Below are 23143 nucleotides of genomic sequence, written 5' to 3'. Positions count from 1 at the left end.
AAACCGGGGTCATCGATAGGTGATGAGGTCTGCACGATTCGTACATTCCCTATCAGCGTCGGGGTGGTTCCAAGCGGTAAACAAGCTGGCAGCCCCGACAATAACTGCTGCCGCTACGCCTGAGATATACAAATATTGCACTCCTCCGTCGCTGTCGACTGGTGAAGTGGTCTTACTCATGAGAGCGAGCTCATAAATTGGCAGGACGTCTGCGAGTGCATGTATCGGACTTTTGCGACGCAGCAATTTTCACTGAAAACGATTGTTATAAGGCAATGCAATGCCGGATCGTAATAATGCATCAGCCTGCTTTTAATAATCCAGCCTCATCCAATCTTTGTCCTTAAAAAATTCGGTAAGCTCCTGTTTTGATTGTGAAGCAATTACTTTGGACATCGTGAGCTCTTACTGATGAGGTCGCGAAATGCAATTAACGAGCACGAGCAAATCAGTTCACAGAATCGGCGTGTGTCATGGATGAGTTCAAGCTTAGTGATATTCGACACAGTTTTAGGCTGATTGATTCGCCTATTAATCTAGCGTCGCAGTAACTCAGTATTGGTATTAACACCGCTCTTCCTTGTATAGGGGCTTCTGTCTACCGGCCTTACTGTTGAACTGGCCTGGATTATTTAAACCGGATCTACCGTCATTCCAATCCCGTCTTTGGAGGCGCGTGCATGGGTGCGCGCTGGTCTCTGCTCGGCAATCAGGGGGAATTCAAATGAATCGTGCATTTGCGCTGGTCTGGAACGCAGCCATTGGCAATTGGGTGGTGACGCATGAATTGGTGCGTCGGCGTCGCAAGCCTGGCTCTACCCGTCGTCAATTGCCGGCCCTGGTGGTCCTTGCGGTGGGGGCCGCCGCACCGATGCTGGCCTGGGCCGCATGCACGCCGGCCGTCCCCGCGGCAGGCGCAACGGTCACCTGCTCGGGTACGCCGGTCACCAGTAACAGCTTTTCCAGTAGCGCCAACAACCTGACCGTGAATGTCGCCTCCGGCAGCCAGATGACCGCAGGCTTGTTGGGCGGCACCGCCATTGCCCTGAGCGGTACCAATTCCACACTCAACAACGCCGGCACCATCGACCCTTCCGTGCTTGGACTGCTCTCGGTACTGAGCAGCGGCGTGACCATGGGCAATGCCAGCTCCACTGCAGTCACCGTCAACAATCTTGCCAGCGGCACGCTCTACGGCACTGGCGGCCTGCTCGGCGCCAATCTGCTCAATCTCGACGGCATGGCACTGGGGCTGACGTCGGCCAGCAACGGGACGGTGCAGATCAACAATGCCGGCGTGATCGATAGTCGCCCCTTGGCAGGGCTTTCGATTCTGGGGTCGGACACGCCGGTGATCGCGGTGACCGGTGGAGGCATCGTCAATGCGGTCAATACCGGCACCATCAACGGACGGGTGGGCTTTCAGAGTTCGGCCACCGGCAATACGTTCGTCAACTCGGGCACCATCAATGGCAGCGTTTCGATGGGGGCGGGCAGCACCAACAGCTTCACCGCAGTCACCGGTGGCAGCGTCAACAGCGCGGGAGGCCTTGCCCTGGAATTGCTCGGCCCCGGCGGTTTGCTGAGCTTCGCGCAAACCGGTGTGGTGGATGGAGGCCTGGGCGGAAACAACACGCTGATCCTGCAAAATTCTGCGGTCGGTACCGGCAGCGGCAGCACCGGCACCGGGACGTTGAGCACTGCGCAATACATCAATTTCGGCAATTTGCGCGTCAATAGCGGCACCTGGTCGGTGGGCGGCGCGAGCAACTTCGCCAACAGCGCGCTCAATGGCGGCGTGTTGCAGTTCGCCAATGCTGCGCAGTTGGGCAGTACCATCACCGCCAACGGCGGCACGCTCGAAGCCACGGCTGCGGGCCTGACCCTTGCGCCGAGCAATGGCGTTGCGCTTGGCGCGGGCGGCCTGACCGTACAGGGCACCAACAACCTGACCGTCGGCAGTGCAATCACCGGCACCGGTGCGTTGACCAAGACCGGCACCGGCGGACTGGCGCTGACCGGTACCGGCACGTTCAGCGGTGGCGTCAATCTGGTCAGTGGTGCGTTAACGGTGGGCACCAACAGCGCCTTGGGCACCGGCACGGTCACCGCATCCGGCGGCAGCGTATTGGCAGGTACCGCAGTGAACCTGGCCAATGCGTTTTCGCTGAGCAACACGGTTGGTATTGGAGGCGCAAACGCGCTGCGAATCGGAGGGACGGTCAGTGGCACCGGGACGCTCAACAAGGTTGGCGCCGGCACGCTGACCTTGGGCGGCAGCAATACCTACAGCGGTGGCACCACCCTGGGTGCCGGTAGCGTGCTGTTGGAGACCTCCGGTGCGCTCGGCACTGGCACGGTCACTGCGGCAGGCGGTTTGCTGGATAACACTGCACCGCTGACCTTGACCAACAACTTTGCGCTCACCAATACGCTGGGCCTGGGTACCAGCGGCAACGCATTGACCTTGAGCGGCACGCTGGCCGGCGTCGGCGGGGTCAATAAAACCGGCACAGGGACGCTTTCGCTCAGCGGCACCAATACCTACAGCGGCGGCACCACGCTCGCAGCGGGCACGCTGCAGCTGGGTACCGCGTCCGCGCTCGGCACGGGCGCATTGAATGTCACCGGCGCATCCAGCCTGAGCACCACTGCGCCATTGACGGTGACCAATGGCATCAGCCTTGCTGCGCCGTTGAACTGGACCGGCACACAAGCGCTCACGCTCAGCGGTGCCATCAACGGTGCCGGCAGTTTGATCAAGAGCGGCACCGGCGATCTCACGCTGACCAACGCCAACACCTACACCGGCGGCACCACGCTCAGCACCGGGCGGCTGGTGGTCGGTTCGAATGCGGCCCTGGGCACCGGCACGCTCACCGCCAGCGGTGGTGAGCTCGATGCCACGGCCGCGTCCACGCTGGGCAACGCGATCGCGCTGGCCGGAACCTTGGGCGTCGGCAGTAGCGGCAACGGTTTGAGTCTCACCGGCACCATCAGCGGCGCCGGCGCATTGAACAAACTCGGCGGCGGGACGCTGACGCTGGCTGGTCTGAATACCGACACCGGCGGCACCAGCCTCAACGCGGGCACCTTGCAGGTGGCCAGCGGCACCGCACTGGGCACCGGTGCGTTGAATGTCACTGGTTTTGCGACCTTGCAAAACACCGCCGCTGCCGCGCTGAGCAACGCAGTGACGCTGAGCACCGGTGCGCTGACCCTCAATGGCGCGCAAGCGTTGACCTTGGGCGGCGCCATCAGCGGTGCCGGCAGCCTGGTCAAGGCCGGCGGCGATCTCACGCTCAGCGGCAACAACACCTATACCGGTGGCACCGCGCTCAACACCGGCAGGCTCACGGTGGGCAGCAATACCGCGCTGGGTAGCGGGACCTTGACCGCGGCGGCCGGCACGACGTTGGACAGCGCAGCAGTGAGCACGCTCGCCAATGCAATTGCACTAGCAGGGCAGCTCACTGTGGGTGGCAGCAACGCGCTCACGCTGACCGGAGGCATCGGTGGCGCCGGCAGCCTGGACAAACTCGGCCCTGCCAGCTTGACCCTCAGCGGCAACAACAGCTATCTGGGCGGCACCCGTCTGACGGCAGGCAGTCTGATTCTGGGCAGCGATAGCGCACTCGGGGCGGGCAGCCTGAACGTGAGTGGCGGCCTGCTCGATAGCACCGCTGCACGCGTGGTGGCCAACAACGTGGTGCTGGATGCGGATCTGCAACTTGGCGGCAGCCAGGACCTGACCCTCACCGGTGGCATCAGCGGCATCGGTGGCCTGATCAAAGACGGCGCTGCAGCGCTGACGCTGACCGGCGCGAACACCTTCGCTGGCGGTATGGATCTCAACGCGGGTCGCTTGTCGATCGGCAGCGGCGCGGCACTGGGCAGCGGTGCGTTGACCGCAGCCGGCGGCACGCAACTGCAGGCCACCGCGGCAACCACGCTTGGCAACGATGTGGTGCTGAATGGTGCGTTGTCGTTGATCGGCAACAACACCCTGGGCTTGACCGGCACCGTGAGCGGCACCGGCAGCCTGGTCAAGCAAGGCACCGGAGCGCTCACGCTCAACGGAAACAACAGTTACGCCGGCGGCACCGTGTTGAACGACGGCGCCCTGGTCGTGGGCAGCAATACCGCGCTCGGTAGCGGGGCACTCACTGCCGCCAACGGCACGCTGCTCACCGCAGCGGCTGCGGTGACCTTGCAGAACGCGCTCACCACCAACGGTGCGCTGACGATCGATGGACAAAACCTCACGCTCGACGGCGCGATCGATGGCGCCGGCAGCTTGATCAAGACAGGCGCGCAAGCACTGACCCTCAACGGCAACAACACCTGGAGCGGAGGGCTGCAATTGCAGAGCGGTTCGTTGCTGGTTGGCAGCAACACGGCGTTGGGCGCAGGTACCTTGACCGCCGCAGGCGGTACCGCACTGGATGCAAGCACCGCCGTGGCGCTGGGCAATGCAGTCGCCTTGAATGGCACGTTGACCCTGCCAGGCACGCAGGATATTGCGCTCAACGGCGTGCTCAGCGGCATCGGTGGCATCGATAAGCAGGGCAACGCCACCTTGACGTTGAGCAACGCCAATACCTTCACCGGCGGCGTTGCGCTGGACGCAGGCAGGCTGGTGCTTGGGAACAATGCGGCGCTTGGCGCGGGTGACGTGCTGGTCAACGGCCCTGCCGAACTGGATGCCACTGCCGCGTTGACGGTAGGCAACAACGTCGTGTTGAACGATCAACTGACGCTGGTCGGCAGCAACGATCTGGCCTTGAACGGCAGCATCGGCGGCACCGGCAGCCTGATCAAGAATGGCGCCACCACACTGTCGCTCACTGCCAACAACAGCTACAGCGGCGGCACCAGCCTGACCGCAGGCACCATCGCGGTGGGAGCCGACAATGCGCTCGGTACCGGCGGCCTGTCGGTGCTCGGCAATTCGGTATTGAGCAATGCCGTCGCCGTGGCGCTAGGCAACGATATCGCGCTGGGCGCCGCGCTCACCGTGGATAACGCCGCAGACATGCTGGCCAGCGGTGCCATCAGCGGAAGCGGAAGCCTGATCAAGACCGGCCTCGGCACGCTGACCTTGAGCGGCAACAACAGCTACACCGGCCCGCTGGCGATCCAGGCCGGTACCGTCGTGGCCAGCACTTCGGCCTCGTTGGGCAACGCCAGCACTGTCGATGTCGCGGCAGGCGCGCTGTTGAATCTGGCCAACGGCGGCCTGATCAACGCGCTCAGCGGTGCGGGCGGTGTCGATACCGCTACCGGCGCCACGCTGCAATTGGGCGGCGGCGATTTCGCCGGCAGCCTGGGCGGTGGCGGCAACCTGGACAAGGTGGGGACCGGCACCGTGCGTTTGCTCGGTAGCAGTGCGATCGGTGGCAGCACGCAGGTCAGTGCGGGCACGCTCGATGTGGTCGGCAGTCTCGGCACCAGCGTCTTGAACGTTGCATCGGGCGGCACGCTGACCGGCACCGGCGCCGCCGGTAACGTGGGTGCGGCGGTCACCGTCAGCGATGGCGGCAGGCTCGCACTCACCAGCGGTTCGTCGTTGAGCGTGGGCGCGTTGACGCTGGCACCCGGCGCATTCGTCGATGTGGCATTGGCCGCGCCAAGCGCAACCCGCTTGCTGGCCGTCAATGGCGATCTCACCCTGGACGGTACGCTCAACATCACCGATCTCGGCGGCTTCGGCACCGGCGTGTATCGCTTGATCGACTACACCGGCGCGCTCACCAATAACGGCATGCTGATCGGCCTGTTTCCGGGCAGCGTGGACATCAGCCAGCTCGCCCTGCAGACCGCCATCGGTCAGCAACTCAATCTTGTGGTGACCGCGCCGGGCAGCATCGTGCAGTTCTGGGATGGTGTGCAGACCACGGCCAATGGCACTGTCGATGGCGGCGCCGGCACCTGGGGTGCGGCCACCAACTGGACCGGCCAGGACGGTAGCGCCAACAGCACGTGGCAAGGCGACTTCGCCGTGTTTTCCGGTACGGCGGGCACGGTGGGCGTGCAGGGCACGCAGAACATTGGCGGCTTGCAGTTCGTGACCGATGGATATCAGCTGACCGATGCCGGCGCGGGTGCACTGGCGGTAATCGACCCGTTGACCGCCATCCGCGTCGACCCGGGTGCTACGGCGAGCATCGATGTGGCCATCACCGGCACCGGCGGTGTGCAGAAACTCGACACCGGCACGCTGGTGCTGAGTGGTCCCAACATCTACACCGGTGGCACCGCGCTCGGCGGTGGCAGTCTGGTGTTGGGCAATGCACAAGCGCTGGGCACCGGCACGCTGACCGCCGCAGCGGGCACCACGCTCGATACCAACCAAGCGTTGGCGATCGGCAACGCGGTGGTGCTCGATGGTGCGTTGACCGTGCCCGGCAGCAACAATCTGGCACTGACCGGCGCCATCAGCGGTGCCGGCAGCTTGATCAAGAACGGCGCCTCCACGCTCACGCTGGATGGCAGCAACAGCTATCTCGGCGGCAGCGTGTTGAATGCCGGCACGCTGGCGGTGGGCAACAACGCCGCACTCGGCACAGGCAGCCTGTCGGTGCTGGGCGATGCGACGTTGAGCAATGCCATTGCCCTGGCCCTGGGCAACAACGTCAACCTGGGCGCCAACCTGACCATCGCCAGTGCGGATGATCTGGCGTTGACCGGCGCGCTCAGTGGCGCGGGCGCGCTGACCAAGACGGGTCTGGGTACCTTGACCTTGTCTGGCAGCAACCTGATCAGTGGCCCGGTGTCGGTGCAGGGCGGCGTGCTTGCCACCACCGCCACCGGCACGTTGGGGACGACCGCCAGCGTGGATGTTGCGGCAGGGGCAGGGCTGTCGCTCGGCAGCAATACCGCGTTGAGCAGCCTGACCGGCCTGGGCAATGTCGCGATCCAGGGTGGCAGCACCTTGCAACTGGGCGTTGGCAACGTCAGTAGCACCTTCGCAGGTGGGTTGAACGACGCCGGCAATCTTGAAAAAGTCGGCACCGGCAACGTGCAGCTCACCGGCACCAGCGCGATCGGCGGCACCACGCAGATCACGGCGGGCACGCTGGATGTGGATGGCACGCTGGGCAGTGCCGGTGGCGTCACCGTGGGCACCGGCGGCACGTTGAGCGGCAGCGGCGTGGTCAACGCCGCGGTCACGGTAAATGACGGTGGCCGCCTGGTGGTGACCAGCGGTGCGCTGCTGACCACCGGCAGCCTGAGCATGGCGTCCAATGCCACGCTCGATGCGTTCCTGGGAATTCCCAGCCAGACCGGGGTACTTGCGGTCAACGGCGACCTCACGCTGGGGGGCACGCTCAACATCACCGACATCGGCGGCTTCGGCACTGGCGTGTATCGCCTGATCGATTACACCGGCACCTTGACCAACAATGGCATGGGTTTCGGCACACTGCCGGGCACGGTCGATCCCACCCAGCTCACGCTGCAGACCTCGTTGGCGCAGCAGGTCAATGTGGTGTTGTTGGCTTCTGGCAGCAACGTGCAGTTCTGGGATGGCGCGCAGACCGTCGCCAACGGCAGCGCCGATGGCGGCACCGGCGTGTGGACCGCCGGCGCCACCAATTGGACGTCGGTCGATGGGCTGACCAACAGCGATTGGCAGAACAGCTTTGCGGTCTTCGCAGGCGCCGCGGGCAACGTGGGCGTGCAAGGCACCCAGGGCATCACCGGCATGCAATTCATCACCGATGGCTATGTGCTGAGCGATGCAGGCGGTGGCGCATTGAGCGCCAATGCAGCGAACACCATCATCCGTGTCGACCCCGGCGTGACCGGCACCATCGATGTCGCCATCGGCGGCACCGGCACCCTGCAGAAGCTCGACACCGGCACGCTGGTACTGTCTGGCGCCAACACCTACACCGGCGGCACCGCGCTCGGCGGCGGCAGCCTGGTGTTGGGCAATGCGCAAGCGCTGGGCGCCGGCACGCTGACTGCCGCAGCAGGCACCACGCTCGATACCAACCAAGCATTGGCGCTCGCCAACGCGGTGGTGATCGATGGCGCGCTGACGCTGCCGGGCAGCAACGATCTGGCATTGACCGGTGCGATCAGCGGTGCAGGCAGCTTGATCAAGAACGGCACGTCCACGCTCACGCTCAGCGGCAACAACAGCTATGCCGGGGGCACGGTGCTCAGCGATGGCAGCTTGGCGGTGTCCGGCAACAGCGCCCTGGGGAGCGGCACCTTGTCGGTCACCGGCGATTCGGTGCTGAGCAATGCGGTTGCCGCGGCATTGGGCAACGCGGTCACGCTGGGCGCGGCGCTTACCGTCGACAACCCGGCCGACCTCACGCTTGCCGGCAACATCAGCGGTAGCGGGACCTTGATCAAGACCAACACCGGCGTGCTGACGCTCGACGGCAGCAATACTTACAGTGGTGGCACCACGATCGCAGCCGGCACGCTGGTGGGCGATAGCGCAAGCCTGCAAGGCGCCATCGTCGATAACGCAACCTTGGCGTTCAACCAGGTGACCGATGGCGTGTTTTCCGGTTCGATCACCGGCACTGGCACTGTGATCAAGCAGGGTGCCGGCGCACTGCTGCTCAACGGCGCCAATGGCTACACCGGTGGCACCACCATTGCGGCCGGCATCCTGGTCGGCGACACCGCCAGCTTGCAGGGCGATATCACCAACAATGCAGCGTTGGTGTTCAACCAGGCCGCCGGCGGTGTGTATGCCGGCGCGGTCAGCGGTAGTGGCTCGCTGGAAAAGACTGGCAGCGGCGTGCTGCAATTGCTTGGCGCCAATACGTATACCGGCGGCACCGTCATCAGCGCCGGCAGCCTGGTCGGCAACACCACCAGCCTGCAGGGCGATGTGGTCGACAACGCGACGTTGATCTTCGATCAGGCCAGCGACGGCGCGTTCGCCGGCGTGGTCAGCGGCACCGGTAGCGTGATCAAGCAAGGCGCCGGCGCGTTGACCTTGGTGGCGCCCAACACCTATAGCGGCGGCACCACCATCGCCGGTGGCAGCCTGATCGGCACGACCGACAGCCTGCAGGGCAACATTGTCGACAACGCAGTGCTGGTGTTCGATCAGGCGACCGATGGGACCTACGCCGGCAACGTCACCGGCAGCGGCGTGCTGGTCAAGAACGGCACCGGTGCGCTCACCCTGGATGGCGTCAACGGTTACCTGGGCGGTACGACCGTCAACGCGGGCACATTGATCGGCGATACCAGCAGCCTGCAAGGCAATATCGCCAACAACAGCGCATTGGTCTTCCAACAGGCGGGCAATGGCACCTATGCGGGAACGCTGTCTGGCGCGGGCAGCTTGCTCAAGGACGGCGCGGGCACGCTGCTGATCACCGCAAACAGCGGTGGTTTTACTGGTCCGACCACCATCGCGGCAGGCACCTTGAGCGTAGGCAACCCCGCCAACCCGGGCGCCGCGCTGGGCGGACCGGTGACGGTGGGTCCGGGCGGCACGCTCACCGGCAGCGGCAGTGTCGGCAGCCTGGTGTCGTCGGGCACGGTCGCCATCGGCGGTGCCGGTGGCACCATCAGCGTCGGCGGCAACGCCACGTTTGCGCCAGGCTCTACGTTGCAGGTGACGCCCGGCGACGGCGGTGTGGTGACGCCAGTGACGGTCGGTGGCGCAGCCACCGTGGCCACCGGCACCACCCTGGCGTTGGTGCGTGCGACCGACCTGCCGCTGTTTACGGAGATTCCGGTGATCAGCGCCGGCGGTGGCCTAACCGGGCAGTTCACCAACGTCGTTTCCGACTACGCGTTTATCGAGCCGAATGTGAGCACCACCGCCACGGCGTTGTCGGTGACGTTCGGGCGCAATACGGTGGGCATGGTGGACGCGGTCACCACGCCGAACCAGCAGTCCGCTGCGGCGGCTGTGGACGGCCTGCCGAACACCAGCCCGATCTATCAGGCCGTCGTGCGCTTGCCCGACGACCCGGAAGCGGTGCGCACGGCGTTCGCCTCGCTGTCGGGCGAAAGCCATGCCAGCACCGCAACCGCGTTGCTGGACAGCCGCTTCCTCAACAGCGGCATCGGTAACCATCTGCGTGGCGACAGCCAGGACACGCTGGTCGGCGACACCACGGTGTGGATCACCGGGCGCAGCCTGCCCAACCGCGTCGATGGCGATGCCAATGCGGTGTCGGTACGTCGCGAGGACAACGGCGTGATGGCCGGTGCGGAACGTCGCTTCGGCGAACGCAGCGTGGTGGGCATCGCGGTGGGCAACCAGGACATCGAGAGCTGGTCGCGCGAATGGGGCGACCGTGCCGACGTGGACGGCACGCATGCCGGCGTGTATGGCCGGGCCGACTGGTCTGCGTTCTCGCTGCAAGGTGCGGTGGATTACGCCAGCTATCGCGTCGACAGCACGCGCCGGGTGATGTTGCCCGGCGTGCTCGAAGAGCGCCTGGACAGCAGCTACGACGCCACCGCGGTGACGGTGTCGGTGGAAGCGGCCTGGAATCTGCGTACCAAGGGCGCGGTGTACAGCCCGTTCATCGCGGCCGATTACACCCGCCTGAAGACCGACGGTTTCACCGAACGCGGCGGCATTTCCGGGCTCTCGGTGGATAGTGCCAGCGACACCTTCAGTACCGCCACGCTGGGTATGCGTGGTCATTGGGACCTCGGCCAGAAGGCGGCGTTGTATGCGTCGGCAGGTTGGCGGCATGCCTTCGGCGACCGTTCCGTGCAGCGCTCGGCCGGCTTCGTCGGCACCGCCTCGGAGTTCTCGGTGCAAAGCGTCACCCTGGCCAAGAACGCGGCCATCGGCGAGCTGGGCGTGAGCCTGATCACCTCGCCCCGCAGCCGGCTGGCACTGTCGCTGCAAGGACTCAGCGGCGACGGGCAGACGGCGTACGGTGGTCAGGTGACCTGGGGAGTAAGCTTCTGAGCCTTGTCTTGCGGCGTGCTTGACACTGGAAATGAGAAAAACGCCCCGGATGCCGGGGCGTTTTTTTGCCTGCATTCCTGTGCCTGTCGCGCGCGTCGCAAGATGCGCACCGGAACATTCGTGTGCGTTGCGGTGACCAGGTCAATGCATGACATCGAGAGCCGAAAAAACGCTGCGTGGATACCGCTTCATGGCGCGCTGTCATCCGGGAGCACGCAGGCCGTCACGGCGGCGGGATGCCCGCCGATGGCGCGTGCGCGGGCATGCAGCACAGCACGCTCGCACACCGGTCACATCGCGCGCATCACAGCCCGATGCGTTCGGCCAGGCGCACCAGTTCGGCCAACGAGCCAGCCTGCATCTTGCGCATGGCTTGGCCACGCCGCACCTTCACGGTGATCTCGCTCAGATGCAGGCGCGCGGCAATCTGCTTGTTCAACAGGCCTTGCACCACCAATCGCGTGACATCCTGCTCGCCGCTACTCAGCGACTCCCAACGTGCACGCAGTTCTGCGGCGACCGCCTCGTTCTGGCGACGCACGCGGTCGCGGCGGATGCCGTCCTGAATCGCGTCCAGCAAGGCCTGATCGCGGAACGGTTTGGTCAGGAATTCGATCGCGCCGTTCTTCATCGCCTCCACGCTCATCGCGATATCGCCATGGCCGGTAATGAAGATGGTGGGCAGGGCGAAGCCGGAGTCGACCATGCGCCGATGGAACTCCATCCCGCTCTGGCCCGGCATCCGGATGTCGAGCACCAGGCAGGCGGGTGCCTCGTGCAACCGATGCGCGAGGAATTGATCGGTGGAACCGAACGCATAGACCTGCAAGCCGACCGAGGCGAACAGATCCTCCAGCGCGGCGCGCATCGAGGCATCGTCGTCGATGAGATACACCACCGGAGCCAGCTCGCTCATTGCCTGCGCTCCGTCGCGACCAAGGGGAAACGCAGGCCGAAGCGCGCGCCGCGGACACCGGCCGGCTCGGCCCAGATCTGCCCGCCGTTGGCTTCCATGATGGTGCGGCTGATGCTCAAGCCAATGCCCATGCCATCGTCCTTGGTGCTCCAGAATGCCTCGAACACATGCGCCAGTGCGTCGTCGGACAACCCCGGGCCGGTATCGTCGATGCACAGGCATGCCCACGCACCATCGATGTGCGAGCGTATGTGGATGCTGCGCGCCTCGTCCGGCAAGGTGGCCAGTGCCTCCACTGCGTTGAGCAACAGATTGCCGATGACCTGCTGGATCTGTACGCCATCGGCCAGCACCGCGGGCAGGGCAGGGTCCAGCTCCAGCGACAGCGCGATGCCATGACGCTCGGTTTCGCCACGGGTGAGGGCAATCATGTCGAGCACGGTGCGGTTCAGATCCAGCGGCTGGCGTTGGCTGGCTTCGCCACGCGCCAGCGCACGCATGCGCGCGATGATGGCGCTGGCGCGGCCGGCGTCGGCGAGCATGCGTTCCAGAGCGGCAGCGGCCTTGGCCAGGTTGGGCGGTTGCTGCGCCAACCAGCGCTGGCAGGCATTGCCACTGGTCACGATGGCGGCCAAGGGTTGATTGACTTCGTGCGCGATCGATGCGGCCAGCCCGCCCATGCTGCCGCTGCGGGTGAGCCGCAACAGCCGTGCCTGTGCGGCATGTGCGCTGGCCTTGGCCGCTTCCATCTGCACCGCTAGATACGTGGTGACCGCCACCACCACCGCGCTGATGCAGGAGTTGATTACGCCCACGCGGTAGCTGCCGGCCGGGGTGAGATGGAAGCTGAGCACGATCAGCACCAGGCAGGTGCCCGCCAGCAGCACCACGCCCGTGCGCGTCAGCAGACGCACCGACAGCAGCACCACCAACGTATAGAACAAGGCTGCCGCCACCGCGTAGTCGGTGAAGGTATCGGCCACGAAGATCGCCGCCATGCCCGCCACCAGCCCGACCATGCCAAGCAGGTCGGTACGCGTGGGTGGCGAGCGGAAGAGAAAGGTCATGCGCATGGCGGCGATTGTCTCAGCTGGCGGCGCCGCCGTTACGCAACCGGCGCTGGATGCAGCGCGTGATTCATGGAACCGCGGGCTTGGGCGTCCGGGCCGCTGGCGACCACCACGGCCCGCCACCCAGGGCCTGATACAGCGCCACGGTGTCGGTGTAGCGCGCGGCCTGTGCCTGGACCGTGGCGGCCTGCGTGCTCTGGTAGGCCTGCTGCGCCTGCAGCAGATCTGCCATGCCCACCGCACCGACCGCCTGTTGACGTTGCACCAGCGCCAGCGTGCGCTCCGCCAGCGCTTGCGCATCGGCACAGGCGTGCAGGCTCTGCGCGTCGCTCTGCAGCGCGGTGAGCGCGTTGGAAACCTCGCCAAATGCGTTCAACACCACGCTGCGGTACTGCGCCATTGCCTGCGTGTAGCCAGCTTCGGCCGCCCGTTGCTGATGCGCAAGCGCGCCGCCATGGAACAGTGGCTGCAACAGGCCGCCGGCCACCGACCATTGCGTATTGCCGGCCGCGAACATGCGCCCGACACCGGATGCAGAGCCGCCGCTGGCCGCACTTAAGCTAATGGACGGCAAGCGCGCAGCCGCCGCCACGCCGATCAATGCGCTGGCAGCATGCGCCTGCGCTTCGGCGGCGCGGATGTCCGGGCGGCGATCGAGCAACCGCGAGGGCAACGATAACGGCAGTTGCGCCGGAAGCTGCAAGGTATCCAGCGTAAATGCCTCACCCGCAGCGTCGCCAGGCAGTTGCCCGCCCAGAATCGCGAGCAGGGTCCGTTGTTGTTCCAGCTGCTTTTCCAGTGCCGGCACCGCGGCCTGCGCCTGTGCCAGCGCAGTGCGTTGGGCCAGCACCTGCGCTGCGCCGAGTGCGCCAAGCGTCTGCTGGCGCTCGGTGAGCGTGCAGAGCTGCTTGGCGATGGCGACCTGCGCACGCGCCGCATCCAGTTGCGCGCGCACGGCCGCTTCGCCGATGGCCGCGTTCACCACGTTGGCGGTGAGGCTCAGGTACGCCGCATCGCGCTGATCGCGCTGCGCCTGTGCCTGCGCACCGGCCGCTTCCACTTGCCGCCGCGTGCCGCCAAACACGTCCAGCGTATAGCTGACGCTGAGTTGGGCGGTGCGTAGCGCATACGGTGTGTCGATGCCGGCATCCGGCGCTGGCACCACCGAGTCGCGTTGCCGGCTGGCATCCACACGCAGATCCGCTTGCGGTCGCCAGGCACCGCGTTGCGCGGCCAGCGTCTGTTGCGCCTGGCGAAGCGCTGCGTCGGCGGCTTGCAGATCCGGATTGGCACGCAATGCCCGCTCCACCACAGCATTCAGTTGCGGCGAGCCGAATGCGCGTCACCAGGCGGCCGGCAGTTCCTGCCCAGGCTCGAACTCTTGCGTACCACCATGTGCTACGTCGGCGGCTGCGGTCGTTACCGGTAACGCGTTGGCGGTGTAGCGATCGGCAGCAGGCGCAGCGGGGCGCTGAAAGTCCGGTCCTACTGCGCAGGCGGCGAGCGATGCCGCCACGGCACTGGCGAGCAATGCGTTGCGAACGTCTGTCATGGTGTCGTCCACTGGCGGCCCTGGCGCGTTGCGACGAAGGCTTCCATCAGGTAGTAGAGCGATGGCAACAACACCAAGGTGAGTAGCGTGGCGGTGACCAAGCCGCCAACCACCACCGTGGCCAAGGGGCGCTGCACATCGCTGCCCAGGCCAGTGGCGAGCATCGCCGGTGCCAGGCCGAGCGCTGCCACCGTCGCGGTCATCAGGACCGGACGCATGCGGCTCACCGCGCCGGCCACCACCGCCTCCCGCAAGGACATGCCCACGTCTTGGCGCAGTCGGTTGATTTGCGCGAGCATCAGCACCGCGTTCAGGACCGCGACCCCGAACAAGGCGATGAAACCTACCGCGCTGGAGACATTGAGCGTCATCCCGCGCAGATGCAGTGCAGCCAATCCGCCGATCATGGCCAGCGGCACGGCGGCAAGCACCAATGTCGGTTGGCGCAGGTTGCCGAACGCGCCGAACAGCAACACGAACATGATGCACAAGGTGGTCGGCAGCACCACCAGCAAGCGCGCCTGGGCGCGCTGCAGGTTCTCGAACTGGCCGCCCCACACCAGCTGCATGTGCTGCGGGTCCAGGTGCACTTGCCGCGCGAGCGTGGCCTGCGCATCGCTCAGAAAACTGGACAGATCGCGGCCGCGCACGTTGAGCCGCACGATGATGTTGCGCCGGCCCATCTCGCGCACGATCACGCTCTGGCCGCTGGTGGTCGCGATGCTGGCCACCGCCGAGAGCGGTATCTCGGCGCCGGCAGCGGTGCGCAGGCGTAACGCGCCAATGGCCTGCGGATCGTTGCGATACCGTTGCGGAAAGCGCACGGTAAGGTCGTAACTCTTCTGACCGAGATACATCTGCCCGATCGGGCTGCCGCCGATGCCGGTGGAAATCAGATCCGACACATCGGCCGCATTGATGCCATAGCGCGCTGCCGCCTCGCGGTCGAAACGCACCTGCAGGTTGGGCAGGGGCGGTTCTACATCCACGGCGATGTCCGCAGCCCCGGGCACCTTGTGCAAGGCGGAGGCCACCTGGTCGGCAACGCCGCGAACCTGCTGCAGATCGTCGCCGAACACCTTCACGGTCAGGTCGCTGTGCGCGCCGGAGAGCTTGTCCTGCACGCCGTCGATCATCGGCTGCATCATGCTCACCGTGTAACCGGGCATCCGGGCATAACGTGCGCCGAGCGCAGCGATCAATGCCTGCTTGTCCATGCCGGCGGGCCATTCCTTGTAGGGACGCCGGCCCACGCTCGCTTCGATATGCGAAGGCGTCCAGTAGTCGGTGCCGTCGTCGTTGCGCCCGGTCTGGGTGACCACGTACGACACCTCTGGAAATTCCAGCGTGGCCTTGCGTAAGGCATTGGCCATGCTGGCGGCCTTGTCCAGGGTGATGCCCGGCGGCATCTGCACCTGCAGCCACAGCGATCCTTCATCGATGTAGGGCAAGAAGTCGCGGCCGATGCTGCCCCCCAACACCGCCAGCACGCAAAGCGCCAGCGCAGCGCAAGCCAGCAGCCAACCGCGTCGGCCCACGCTGCGTTCCAGCACTGCGCGATAGCGCTGCCCAAGTTTTTCCAGTACGCGGTTGTGCAGCATCTTGCGCGGCTTGCGGAATGCCAGCCACGCCAGGCCAGGAATCAGTGCCAGCGCCACCAGCAGCGCACCGATCAAGGCCGCGCCCACCGCGTAGGCCATTGGCGAAAACAGCTTGTATTCGATGCGCTCGAATGCCAGCAGCGGCAGGTACGCACACCCGATCACTGCCATGCCGAAGAAGATGGGCCGCGCCACTTGCAGGGTGGCGTCGATGGCAACGCGCGCCGTCAATGCACGCTGGCTGTTTTCTTCGCGCAGGCGCAAGACGTTTTCCACCAGCACCACTGCGCCATCGACCAGGATGCCGAAGTCGATCGCGCCCAACGACAACAGATTGGCGGGAATCTTGAGGTGGTGCATGAAGCTGAAGGCGATCAACAACGACAGCGGGATGGTCAACGACACGATCGCCGCCGCGCGCGGGCTACCCAGGAAGATCAACAGCACCACGCACACCAGCAGCATGCCTTCGGTCATCGTGGCGCTCACCGTGTGCATTGTGGCGTCGATCAACGCGGTGCGATCCAGATACGGCACCAGCTTGACGTCCTTGGGCAACGCGCTGTTGTTGAGTTCCTCCACGGCGCTGTGGAGGCCTTGCAAGGCCACCGAGGGGTTACTGTCCTTGAGCAGCAACGCGATGCCTTCGATCGTGTCCGGGTTGCCGTCCTTGCCCAGAATGGCGCGTCGCTCGACATTGTCGTAGCGCACCTCGCCCAGGTCCTTGACCAGGACCGGCACGCCATTGCCGCTGCTCACCACCACGTTGCCGATGTCCTGCAACGAATGCAGCAGGCCGATGCCGCGGATCACGTAGCTTTGTTCGCCACGGTCCATCACGCTGCCGCCGCCATCGGCGTTGTTGCTGGTGATGGCGCTCTTGACCTGCTGCAGCGACACCCCGTACCGGGTCAAGCGGTCCGGCTCCAGCGCCAGCGAAAACTGCGTGGTAAGGCCGCCGAAGTTGGTCACATCGGCCACGCCTGGCACCTTCTGCAGGCGCGGAATCACCGTCCAGAATTGCAGATCGGACAGCTCGCGCAGGCTGCGTGTTTTCGATTCCAGCGTGTAGCGATAAATCTCGCCGGTGGGCGAGGTATATGGGTCGAGCCCGGGAATCGCGCCGTAGGGCAGGGTGACCGCCTGTATGCGTTCCAGCACGCGCTGCCGCGCGAAGTAGCCTTCCGTTCCATCGTCGAAGACGAGCGTGATCAACGAAAGAGCGAACAGGCTGCGCGAGCGCAACACATGCAGGCCGGGCGTGCCCATCAACGCACGTTCCAGCGGCACGGTGATCTGCTGTTCCACTTCTTCCGCACCCAGGCCCGGGACCTGCGTGACCACCTGCGAGGTGACATCGGCGATGTCCGGGTAAGCCTCCACCGGCAGCTGCGTCCAGCTACATGTGCCGTATAACGCAATGAGTACGAAGACCAGCCAGACGATGCCGCGCCGCTGGAAGCAGGTGGTGGTGATCGCCTCAATCATTGAGCAAGGCTCCGTCCTGGATCACCACACGCTCGCCGGCCTTCAGGCCGGACAGGATCTCGGTATACCCATCCATCGCGCGGCCGGTGGCCACGATGCGCGAGCGATAAGCGAACGGCGCGGTTTCGATGAACACCCGCGTGTACAGTCCCATCTGCAAGAGCGCGCTGTCGGGCACCAGCAGGGCCTGTTGGGGACGCGAGTGGAACTGGGCGCGCGCAAACATGCCCGGCTTGAGCAGGCCATCGCGGTTCTCTAAGGCCACCCTGACTTTCAATGTGCGGGTGGCGGGGTCGAGCAAATCATCCAGGTGTTGCACCTGGCCGACGAAGCGTTGGGCTGGATAGGCCTCCAGGCTGGCAGTGACCGGCTGACCTTCGAAGACCTGGCCAATCTCGCGTTCCGGCACGCTGGCGGTGAGCCACACCTGCGAGATATCGGCCACCGTCATCAGTGACGCTGACGTGTCGTTCCAGAAGCCGCCCAGCGCAGCGCTCAGGTCCACCACGCGGCCTGCAATGGGCGCACGCACGACATAGCGCCGGTGCGAGCTCGCCTGCGCAGCAACACCCAGCTGGGCCAGGCGATCGCTGGCCGCCCGTGCATCGTTCTGCGCGCTGTCGAAGGCCTGCTGCGCTGCCTGCAGATCGCGTGCGGCGGAAATGCTGTCCGCTGCCAGCGCCTTCTGCCGGGCAAGTTCCAGACGTGCCTGTTCCAGCGTGGCGCGCGCCTTGCCGGCATCGCTGTAGGCACTGGCAAGTTCGGCAGAATCCAGCACGCACAGCACATCGCCAGCACGCACGGTGTCGCCCAGGGGCTTGGGCAGTGCGACCACGCGCCCGGCCAACGGCGGCACGACCCGCACCAGCCGCTCGGGCAAGACCTCGATCACGGCCGGCATCTGCAGCAGCGGTGCGATGGGTTGGCTGCGCACCGCCTGCACGCGCAGGCTGGCACGCAAGGGCGAGTGCGCCGGCACCATCACCTGCATGTTGGTGTGGATCAGCAGCGGCGAGGGAGCGGCCGGCGGCGGCGTGGCTCCGCAGCCAGCGAGCAAGCTGCACACACAGGCAGCTGCCAGCGTAGAACGCAGGAAGGGGGACGGCATGCGATGACTCGAACGGGGAGAGGGAAGGCCTTGCACCCGCGGTCGGCGATGCGCGAACGCAGGGCGCGGTTGCATCGGCGAGGGATCTACGCTCGCTGCCGGCAGCGGCGTTCATCGGCATCGCCTGGCACCCATGGCGCATCGCTACAGGTGTGAGGTTGCGCGCCAGCCACCGGGGCTGGCGCAGTTGCAACGCGTGCTGCAGCCGCGTCAATGGCGTGCATGGTGCCAGCCGTCAGTGCGCGAAACCAGGGGTTTTCGGGCGTTTTCGCCAGTCCATGGACATCGCATCGATATACCTTCGTATCGCCTGCGCGCGGTCGGCAAGCAGGACGCCGTGTCAGCCAAGCGCTTGGCAGTTCGGCATTCGCATGCGGCCGTCAACGAAAAGGCCCCGGACATGCCGGGGCCTTTCTTTTATCTGTCGCGCAGCCGTGTGCGCGACATCATCACGTGCGTCACCTGCAGCACCGCTGCATCGGCTGCGATCAGAACTGCCAGCGCAGGCCGACGTTGGCATTGATGCTGTTGGTGTCCGAACGACCGCGCTCGGCACCCACGTTGCCGTAGATGGAGAACGCATCGTTGAGCTGGTAACGCAGGCCGACCGAGGCGCGCAGCGACTGCTTGGACACCGGCTCGCCGGCGACATTGAAACGCGCTTCCGGCAAGCCGGTGAACCACGCCGAGAAGTCGGAATTCGGGTTGCCCAGCAGCGAGCGATACGCCACCAGACCATCGAAGCCCCATTTGCCGCGTGCCAGATGGCCACGCACACCCACCTCGCCATAGCCTGCGCGCAGGGTGTCGCTGTTCGCGCTCAAGCCCAGACCCGTGACCGAGGCTTCGCTGAAGGCATCCTGGGTCTGGCTCACCACACCGGCGGCCACGAACGGCGACAACCCGGCCTGCGGCATCAGGCCGATTTCCGCGCGTGCCGACCAGTTGGTGTCGTGGCGACGGTCCTGCAGGCGCTCGCCGATGCTGCCGGCCTGCACGTTGCGCTCGGTTTCGACGTTGCTCATGCCGTACGAACCGGTCGCCGACAGATACGCCCGGCCGATCGGCTGGTACAGGTAGGCGGTCATCGCATACCGGTCCGAGCGCAGTCGGCTCGACGACGCCGCGATGTGCGCACGGTCCTGGCCGGAGGTCACGGCCGCACCGACGATGGTGCCGGCGTTGCCCATCGGCAGATCCACGCCGAAGGTGGTGGCCTGCTGGGTGTAATCGGCCGAATCGAAACCGCTACGGCCCAGATCGCCGTCCAGGTAGCTGCCCTGCATCCAGGTGGTCAGCGTGGTGGTATCGGCCAGGTAGGGCAGGCGGTCGGCGGCGACACGTGCGTCGTTGAGCGCAGACTGGAAGCCCAGCGTACGCTCGATGCCGTGCACCTGGCCGGTCAGGGTCGGCAGCGATGCAGCAACCTGCGCATCGGATGCTGCAATCAGCGAACCGGTGGCGCTGATCAGGCCGCCCAGGTTGTCGGTGTCGCCCGAGGCGACCCGCGTATCCAGCACCTTGACCAGCGCGTCGGCCTGGTTCGCACCGTTGACCACCGACTGCGGCGCACCGGCCGCCTGTGCGCTGGCCGCGGAGGCATTGCGGGTCAGGGTCGCGGTGACGGTGGTCGGGTCGTAAGACAGTGCCGCGGTCCAGAAGAAATTGTTGGCGTACTGCACGCGGTCGAACGTGCCTTGCAGGACGCCCGCCTTGACGATCTTCTCGGTGCTGCCGACGGTGTAGCCGGCCGCCTCCGGCAGCAACAGCAGATTGCCCTTCAGGCTGGCCTGGCCGGTGACGGCGAGGCCTTTGCCCAGTTCGATGGCCGTGGTGCCGGTCGCGTTGACCAGGCTGTAGTTGCCGTTGACGACACCGCCGCGCGATTCGAAGGTGGCCGAATTGGCCACCAGAAGATCCGAACGCAGGCTGCCGGTGAGCGACAGCACGCCATCCTGAATCGTGGTGCCGCCGCTATAGGTATTGGTGCCGCTCAGGGTGAGCTTGCCTGCGCCGCTCTTGGTCAGGCTGCCCGCGCCGGAGATGTCGTTGCTGAAGGTGCTGTCGTAGCCAGCGGTCACATTGGCCGCCCAGTTGCTTGCGAACTGGCCCGGGCCCTTGATCGCCTTGGCCGCATTGACCAGGCCCCAGCCGTACAGCGCGTCCACGCCCGGGTCGCCCAGGTCGGTGGCGGTGGTCAGCAGGGTTTGCTGCAGGTTGGAAGCGCTCATCCACGGATACACGCCCAGCACCTGCGCAGCGACACCGCTGACGGCGGCGGTGGAGAACGAGGTGCCGGCAATCTGGCCCTGCAGTTCGGTGCCGGCCAGGGCCGGGGCGGTATAGCTGCCCGGCGCGACCAGGCACCACTGCGCAGCGGCGCCGCAATGATTGGAATAGCTGGTCAGGCCGGCGGCATTGCCGGCGCTATCGATATTGATCGCACCGACGGCCAGCCAGTTGTTGCGCACGCTGGCTTCCTGCACCGGCGTTGCGGCCGGGTAGGAGGCTTCTGCCGCCCCTTCGTTGCCAGTGGAGGCCACGATCAGCGCATCGGCCTGCACCAACGGGGTCAGTGCGTACTTCCAGGCCAGCGCAGCGTTGGCACTGGCGGCGGCATCGGGGTAGGAGGCACCGATGGAAAGGTTGGCGATCCGCACGCCGGCCGCGGCCAGGTCCACCGCCGCGCGACGGGTCTGCTGCGTGCCGCAGGAATTTTCGGCGCAGATGCGCGCGTAGAACAGGTCCGCATCCGGCGCGACGCCACCGGCAAAGCCGTCCTGCGCGGAGCCCAGCACCAGCGCAGACACAATCGTGCCATGGCCGCGCAGGGCATTGGCCGACGATTCGGGCGTGCCCGGGCTGGCGGTGTAATCGTTGAAGCTGTCGACCTTGCCGCTGATCGGCGCGTAGCTCGGCACCAGGTTGTCGTCCAGCACCGCCAGCTTCACGCCCTGGCCACGCGCGCCAGCCTGCTGCGCCAGATCCGCATTGGTCGGCACCAGCAGATTGCTGCCCACGCCCTGGTAGCGTGGCGGGGCCGGCGTCGGTGCGGGTGCGGGTGCGGGCAGCGGATCCGCTGCCGGCGGCGGGGTCGTCGGTGTCGGTGCGATCACGGTGGTCTGCGGCGCGTCGCTACGGACGTTGCCGCCACCGCCGCCGCCGCCGCAGGCGGTCAGGATGAGGCAGGAGGCGATGGTGGTTGCGAGTAGCGAGCGATTCATTGGTTTGTCGATTCCAGTTTATTGAGTGCGCCGCTACTGCTGGTGATTCAAATTTGGCGCAGAAGGTCCCCGCGCCGGCGATCGCCAGCGAAGGCATTAATTTCACGCGTTATTCATTCTCGACCGCTGCGCCTTTCGTTCCTAAGGAATGCGCTCGCGGAGCATCGGATATTGCGTTCGGCATTAGCCGAGTGCTTGCGGATTGTTTAACGGCGCTATCCACGTTCTCTAAAATGTGAATGGACAGTTGCTATTCAGAGAAATTTGCGCACATAGGCTTTGCCGATTTAATCCATAGCCAAAACGAATTAAGAGCGCACTGGCAGGTCAGTCCGCAGATTGGTGTAGGAGCGTACTCAACAATGAGGCATCACAAATCTCGGGGGGCGGCTATCCTAAATGCGACTGCGGTCTTCGTGAATCAGGGAATGGCATCAGCGTTGTCAGTGAAATCACTACTCTGGTATCGAATTCAAGCGCAGGTTAGCGGATCTAACGGACTCTAGCGCTGCGCCTTCGTGGCGGGATTGCTGGCCGCGAAATTATACTAATTTGCTCATTTCCCTTTTTTGTTTAATTGAATGTATTGCTGGGAATATACCAAGCGAGGTCAGGTGCAGACGCCCATTGTGCGTAATCCGGTGCGTTAGGCAGGTCAAATTCACCAGTTCGCCACTCTGATTAAAGATCGGGCGGGAATTTCAAATAAAGCGAGCAGCTGTAGGTCGTTGATATTTCAGACGGAGACGCAGCTGAATGGCGCGTATTTTTTTTTCACGTGTGGATTTAAATTCCGACACGCGCAGGTCCATTCCCCGACGGCAGACTGGATCAAACGCCAGCGATGGCGCTTGCCGTTATGGGCTGGGAGCGCATCGCCTGCCGCTGCGCGGCTGCGTCCGGTGTCGCCGTTCGGCGCACGCTGGCGGCCGAGTGTTGCCTCGCCCCATCGCGGTTCCGTAAGCTCCCCTGATCCGCAGACACCGCATAAGTAGATCTTTCTGGCATCGTTCCCAAGTCAGGAGGTTCCATGCGCACATCGAAGTTCACCGAGACACAGATCATCGCCACGCTGAAGCAGGCCGACGCAGGCGTTCCAGTCAAAGACATCTGTCGCCAAGTCGGCATCAGCACGGCGACCTATTACCAGTGGAAGAGCAAGTACGGCGGCTTGGAGGCGTCCGAGCTGCGGCGGGTCAAGGAGCTCGAGTCCGAGAACGCCAAGCTCAAACGGATGTATGCCGAGTTGGCGCTCGACAACGCGGC

At 65.2% G+C, this 23143-nt stretch carries 7 protein-coding genes and 1 pseudogene; 2 read left to right on the top strand and 6 right to left on the bottom strand.

Features of this window, described 5'->3' with window-relative positions:
- The first annotated feature begins 724 nt into the window (after positions 1-724).
- A complete protein-coding gene (locus F7R02_RS02745; protein WP_078590950.1) occupies positions 725-10918 on the top strand; it encodes an autotransporter-associated beta strand repeat-containing protein in 10194 nt (3397 codons plus the stop codon).
- Between the two features lie 304 nt (positions 10919-11222).
- Here the strand turns inward: F7R02_RS02745 and F7R02_RS02740 are convergent, their stop codons facing one another.
- The 6 genes and pseudogenes from F7R02_RS02740 to F7R02_RS02710 form a co-directional block, all read right to left on the bottom strand.
- The gene (locus tag F7R02_RS02740) at positions 11223-11834 is read right to left on the bottom strand and encodes a response regulator transcription factor (protein ID WP_005916054.1); all 612 of its coding nucleotides are present in this window, start codon (positions 11832-11834) and stop codon (positions 11223-11225) included.
- Positions 11831-12853 carry a sensor histidine kinase gene (locus tag F7R02_RS02735; RefSeq protein ID WP_078590989.1) on the bottom strand — a complete coding sequence of 341 codons (1023 nt, stop codon included), beginning with the start codon at positions 12851-12853 and terminating at the stop codon, positions 11831-11833. The genes F7R02_RS02740 and F7R02_RS02735 overlap by 4 nt, the downstream gene beginning before the upstream one ends.
- A 118-nt stretch (positions 12854-12971) precedes the next feature.
- Positions 12972-14456: pseudogene (locus F7R02_RS02730) on the bottom strand (efflux transporter outer membrane subunit).
- The gene (locus F7R02_RS02725; protein WP_078590949.1) at positions 14453-17545 is read right to left on the bottom strand and encodes an efflux RND transporter permease subunit; all 3093 of its coding nucleotides are present in this window, start codon (positions 17543-17545) and stop codon (positions 14453-14455) included. Before F7R02_RS02725 ends, F7R02_RS02730 begins: the two are co-directional and overlap by 4 nt.
- Positions 17538-18653 carry an efflux RND transporter periplasmic adaptor subunit gene (locus F7R02_RS02720; protein ID WP_078590948.1) on the bottom strand — a complete coding sequence of 372 codons (1116 nt, stop codon included), beginning with the start codon at positions 18651-18653 and terminating at the stop codon, positions 17538-17540. The genes F7R02_RS02725 and F7R02_RS02720 overlap by 8 nt, the downstream gene beginning before the upstream one ends.
- Before the next feature lie 488 nt (positions 18654-19141).
- The gene (locus F7R02_RS02710; protein ID WP_011051362.1) at positions 19142-21877 is read right to left on the bottom strand and encodes a S8 family serine peptidase; all 2736 of its coding nucleotides are present in this window, start codon (positions 21875-21877) and stop codon (positions 19142-19144) included.
- Between the two features lie 1030 nt (positions 21878-22907).
- On the opposite strand from F7R02_RS02710, the gene F7R02_RS02705 reads away from it, so the two are divergent.
- Positions 22908-23143, top strand: a 236-nt coding sequence (locus F7R02_RS02705) for a transposase (protein WP_151210044.1), incomplete at its 3' end; no start/stop codon positions are given.

The sequence above is a fragment of the Xanthomonas cissicola genome (assembly GCF_008801575.1).
In the GTDB taxonomy this organism is placed as follows: Bacteria; Pseudomonadota; Gammaproteobacteria; order Xanthomonadales; family Xanthomonadaceae; genus Xanthomonas; species Xanthomonas cissicola.
Note: the sequence above shows the minus strand (reverse complement) of the source record. Positions and strands in the feature narration are given on the sequence as shown.

Coding starts and splice junctions, on each gene's coding strand:
- F7R02_RS02745 (WP_078590950.1), top strand. CDS start 725: ATGAATCGTGCATTTGCGCTGGTCTGGAACGCAGCCATTGGCAATTGG.
- F7R02_RS02740 (WP_005916054.1), bottom strand. CDS start 11,834: ATGAGCGAGCTGGCTCCGGTGGTGTATCTCATCGACGACGATGCCTCG.
- F7R02_RS02735 (WP_078590989.1), bottom strand. CDS start 12,853: ATGGTCGGGCTGGTGGCGGGCATGGCGGCGATCTTCGTGGCCGATACC.
- F7R02_RS02720 (WP_078590948.1), bottom strand. CDS start 18,653: ATGCCGTCCCCCTTCCTGCGTTCTACGCTGGCAGCTGCCTGTGTGTGC.
- F7R02_RS02725 (WP_078590949.1), bottom strand. CDS start 17,545: ATGATTGAGGCGATCACCACCACCTGCTTCCAGCGGCGCGGCATCGTC.
- F7R02_RS02710 (WP_011051362.1), bottom strand. CDS start 21,877: ATGAATCGCTCGCTACTCGCAACCACCATCGCCTCCTGCCTCATCCTG.